The 4,712-nt window shown below is 44.2% G+C and carries 4 protein-coding genes and 1 pseudogene; 3 read left to right on the top strand and 2 right to left on the bottom strand.

Going from position 1 to position 4,712, the window contains the following annotated elements:
* A partial coding sequence (locus tag RMO35_RS12960; protein ID WP_309741707.1) for a (Fe-S)-binding protein occupies positions 1-764 on the top strand: 764 nt, incomplete at its 5' end.
* A gap of 235 nt (positions 765-999) precedes the next feature.
* Here the strand turns inward: RMO35_RS12960 and RMO35_RS12955 are convergent.
* Both RMO35_RS12955 and RMO35_RS12950 read right to left on the bottom strand, forming a co-directional pair.
* A complete protein-coding gene (locus RMO35_RS12955) occupies positions 1,000-2,421 on the bottom strand; it encodes a phospholipid carrier-dependent glycosyltransferase (RefSeq protein ID WP_309741705.1) in 1,422 nt (473 codons plus the stop codon).
* Positions 2,422-2,425: 4 nt separating this feature from the next.
* Positions 2,426-3,223, bottom strand: a complete 798-nt coding sequence (locus tag RMO35_RS12950) for a DUF3153 domain-containing protein (RefSeq protein WP_309741704.1) — start codon at positions 3,221-3,223, stop codon at positions 2,426-2,428.
* Between the two features lie 189 nt (positions 3,224-3,412).
* On the opposite strand from RMO35_RS12950, the gene nusB reads away from it, so the two are divergent.
* On the top strand, positions 3,413-4,078 hold the full coding sequence (gene nusB / locus RMO35_RS12945) for a transcription antitermination factor NusB (protein WP_309741703.1): 666 nt from the start codon (positions 3,413-3,415) through the stop codon (positions 4,076-4,078).
* Between the two features lie 121 nt (positions 4,079-4,199).
* Positions 4,200-4,712: pseudogene (locus tag RMO35_RS12940) on the top strand (signal recognition particle-docking protein FtsY); the annotation flags it as partial.

Below are 4,712 nucleotides of genomic sequence, written 5' to 3'. Positions count from 1 at the left end.
CTCAACGCTACCGCGTAGGGATGATTTTAGGCTGCGTCCAAAAGTTATTTTTCGATCGCGTCAATCAAGCTACAGTGAGAGTGCTGACGGCAAATGGTTGCGAGATTGTCATTCCCCAAGCGCAGGGTTGCTGTGCGGCATTACCCCACCACCAGGGGCAAGAAGAACAAGCCAAAACTCTTGCCAGACAGATGATTGACAACTTTGCTGACACCAATGTAGATGCAATTATTATCAATGCGGCAGGCTGCGGACATACATTAAAAGAATACGGCGAACTGCTCAAAGACGATCCCGAATATCTCCAAAAAGCGATCGATTTTTCAGCCAAAGTTAAAGATGTTCAAGAGTTCCTAGCCGAGATCGAACTGACTACGCCACTATCACCGATCTCCACCGCACCACTCAATCTAGTTTATCAAGATGCCTGTCACTTATTGCACGGGCAAAAGATTAGCATTCAACCCCGTCAACTCCTCAATCAGATCCCGAATATTACCCTGATAGAACCCTTAGATGCTGCCCTCTGTTGTGGAAGTGCGGGCGTGTATAATATGCTCCAACCCGAAACAGCCAACGAACTCGGGCGACAAAAAGTGAACAACTTGATGAATACGGGTGCCAAAATCATCGCCTCAGCAAATCCTGGCTGTACTTTACAAATTGCCAAACATCTGGAGCTGCAAGGATATCAGACTAAAATTTTACACCCGATCGAACTACTAGATCTTGCTATCAGCGGCACTAAATTAGCTGGTTATTAACTGCGGTTGCGTTCATTCAAGTGTATTTTGTAGGTTTATTTTGTAGGGTGGGCAATGCCCACCACCAGGATTATAGGTAAATTCTATCTAATAAATACTTGTAAGTAGGTAGGCACAATTATTCATCAAATAGATAATGATTGAAACCTATTTGGTGGGCAGTGCCCACCCTACGTCTAGCTATCTAGATCTAGCAATTAGCGGTATTAAATTAGCGGGTTATTAACATCAAAACCTAAATCCAATGAAAGATCCAAAAATCCCAGAGTCGGAGCGATAACTGGGTTTTTTCGATCGATAATCCTAAGAAAATCGGCAGCCAAAATACAAACGCTGCCGCCACACTAAAAATTGTCGTCAGTCCCGCAATCTGCAATGGTTGAGATCTACTTCTCAATCCTAGATCTACTAACCAAGCCAAACCCATTATTGCAAACAGCACTGCGCCCATATAGTGATAAATATATAAGCAGCGGGTAACTCTCACCCACGGTAATAAGTTTGCCGCATAATTAACGACAATAAATAGTGGCACGCTAATATAATTGAGATTTAGTTCGCTGACGGGTGCCAAGAGCGCTTTCTCGATTTTAAATGTATTAACTACTAGCCATAACCGCCGGATAATTAACCAGAGCGAAGCAAAAACTGCGGCTAAAGCCAACCACCATAACAAGGGATTCCCCATTGCATGAACATCATAATAATAGTTAGGTTTGTATTCGGTAAAATAGTAAGCTAACGGACGCATCATCAGCGGCCAAGTATACCAATTAGCACAATATGGATGTACGCTCTTACTATTACCAATCTGTTCGTGATAGTTAAGAATTTCCAATTGGACATCGAAGAAGTTAGGTTCGGGATTTTGGATCAGATGTGGAATCCATAGTATACTATATGTCGCGATCGGGACGATTACTAGTAAAATCAAACTAGCAATGGGGTGGATATTTGCCAATCTATTTAGTAGTGAATTAGTCAACAGGGCAAACTTGCGATCGGACTTAATTAATTTCCAGATTTGAGCGATCGCGAGTAAGATATAGATTCCGAATAAAAACCATAAGCCATTCCATTTACAGGCGGCTGACGCGCCAAACGAGACACCCGCAGCCAGTAGTAATAGCAACTGCCGATCGTGAGATTTACTCGCCATCAATACTAATAACTGTCCTAGCAACCCAAAGAAAACCAAGTAAATATTATTGAGTGCATAGCGAGAATCGATTAGATATAAGCCATCCAAACTAATAAACAAAGCTGCTAAAAAAGCATAACTCATCCGCTGACTTAATTGATAAGCTAATGCCGCTACTAGCGGTGGAATCAACGAACCAAATAAAGCATTCATCCACCGATAACTAAAGGTCGAATGCAGCGAACCCGTTAGGGTATTAGTCACATCGCGACCGAATGGTAAACGATCGCCAATCCAAATCCCGATCGCAATCAGGTATTGACTTAGGGGTGGATGCGAATTAAAAAATTTGGTGTCGGTTAGGTAATTATTTGCAAACTTGGCATAATAAACCTCATCAAAAACCAGAACGTTAAATCTTTCTAGTCCCCAAAATCTTAAAGAAACTGAGATCGTGCAAATAATTACAATCCCCCAGACAGCTAATTTTTGATGCTTTGCTGATATTAACATCATTAATCTATTTAACTACAAGCTGCCAGGGCAATTGACGGTATTTCACATAGTAACCAGTTATGCCAATTAAGACGATTGCAATCGCGCCAACACCTAATGGATTTGGCAGCCAAAATACGGCATCGATATGATTTAGCCGACCGGGTTGAAGTTGCCATTTCATTTGTTGCGAATCGACTGTCATGCCGATATTATTACCATCAGCCTTGATGTTTTTAATACCCCATGGACTTTGAACCGTAAGATCGAGATCGACCAATTTATTCATACCAATCGCTACTTTGGGAGTAAGATCGTCGCCCCGATTCGGTGGTGTTACTGCCAGCGATCGCAAATCGAGATCGTAGATCAGATGATTTCTAATAACTACTAAAAAATTCTGCCGATCGATCTTCATCACAGCTTTAAGCAAACTAGTTTCTGAACTCGGAGAATCTGTACTAAAGTAGCGATTTATTTTCGTCACTAACTCCTGTGGATTATTGAAAGGAATAATTGCCTTGAATTCACGATCGCTCAACCGTTCTAGATGACCTTGGGCGGCGAGTGTCCGTTGCTCGATACTCGCGAGCCAGGTTTTAACGGCATTTTGACTGAAACTGGTTAATTGTTCGCTCAGTTGAATGTGCGCGACGATTTCACCATCGCTGAGACTAGAAAAGTGAATCCCCGTATCATACCTAACGCATCCAGATAAACTAATGGCGATCGCCAAAAATCCCAGTGCCAATTTTTGCCTAATTAGCTTTAGCAACCACGCAGTAAATCTGCCAATCTTATCGACAATCGCGATCGTGTTCATACTTTGTCTCCTCGATCTCCAGCCTCAGTTTTAGAGCCTGTGTCAACGATCTTATCAGAATCTTACTTATTGTTGCAGCATCGATAACTTCAACAAGCACCTGTTTAACCCGATCTAGTTTACTGCCATGTTTTATTTAATAAACGTGGTATAATCAGAGGCTTTGCAATTGCTATTCGACTTGTGTCTATGAAAGCTCAAACAGCCCGTGAGTTGAAACCTCAAACTATTGCGCGTGAGTTAGCATTGCTGACATTACCGCAGTTATCGAAAGCGCAACAGAAGTTAGCGCAAGCTCAACCCCGCCAATTGCAATTGACTCTAGAAGAGATGATGGGTAAGGCGATCTCGACCCTCAGAGAAGAGGCCGACGAAGCGCTAGAAGCTGCCGCCGCAGAATTACAACGCAGCAACGATCGCCTTCTTAATAGTCAAACCAGAGCGAGCGACGTCGAAAGTGCTAGACTGATGACCGCAGACGCGATCGAATTAGTGCAAAAAGCAATCGAACGGTTGCGAGATGGCTTGGAAATGCCGGAATTAATCGATCGGTTCAATCGTCCCGATGTGCGTAGTTATGCCCTCCAATTATTAGTCAAAACCACTGAAGAAACCACCGAAATCGATGCACTTTTGGGTCAAAATCTCGTAGATTGGCAGCTCGGTCGCTTACCCAAAATCGATCGCGATATTCTCAGACTCGCAGTAGCTGAAATCGTCTATCTCGGCTTAGAAGAACGGATCGCGATTAATGAAGCGATCGAATTAGCAAAGCGTTATAGTGACGACCAGGGTCGGAAGTTGATTAATGGTCTGCTCCGCAAAGTCACCGAAAAACTCAAACTCGGTGCCTAGATCGTCGTCGCAGTCAGGAGCTGAGTGTTTGAAGATCGCAGGTTTCACGCGCTAGTAATATCCTCACTTTTTTGGCAACTACCATAATTTCTAATTCATAATTCATCCCTCATCATTCATTATGGTTTTTAATTGGTTTCGTCGGAAGTTCGATAAATCTGAATCCGAGCCAGAAGCGCCGCTGGAGTCAGCAACAGAGCCAATTGTCGAGGCAACACCGGACGACGAAGTAGTTGCTGAGCAGACAACCGACCAAAGCGTGGCGACTGACTATTTAGCTTGGGCAAAAGCGGCTTACGACAATATTCAGCAGCAAGAAGCAGCGTCGTCAACCGCACCAGTCGCACTCGTCGCACCAACCACCGCTGATGAGCCGGAACTGTTAGTCAGTAAGGAGCCAGCATCGCCACCAGCTACCCAAACAGATACACCGACGATACAAGAGCCAGTTGAGACGGCTCCAGCACAGCTTACCGATACCGCCGCAGCACGACCACTGCCGATTTGGGCACGAGATGACCGTCAGCAGCGCTTAGAACAACTTAAGGCAACCGCGATCGAAACTGCCGAACCAGAGGCACCTGCGGCAGATCTGGCGCTCGATGACGACTTTCTGTGGTCGGCAAAAGTACTT

The sequence above is a fragment of the Chamaesiphon sp. OTE_20_metabat_361 genome (assembly GCF_031364565.1).
The sequence above is the reverse complement of the archived record's forward strand: the minus strand, read 5'-3'. Positions and strand labels throughout refer to the sequence as shown.

What these genes read in the sequence shown, in the direction of transcription:
- RMO35_RS12955 (WP_309741705.1), bottom strand. Translation starts at nt 2,421, where the DNA reads ATGATGTTAATATCAGCAAAGCATCAAAAATTAGCTGTCTGGGGGATT.
- nusB (WP_309741703.1), top strand. Translation starts at nt 3,413, where the DNA reads ATGAAAGCTCAAACAGCCCGTGAGTTGAAACCTCAAACTATTGCGCGT.
- RMO35_RS12950 (WP_309741704.1), bottom strand. Translation starts at nt 3,223, where the DNA reads ATGAACACGATCGCGATTGTCGATAAGATTGGCAGATTTACTGCGTGG.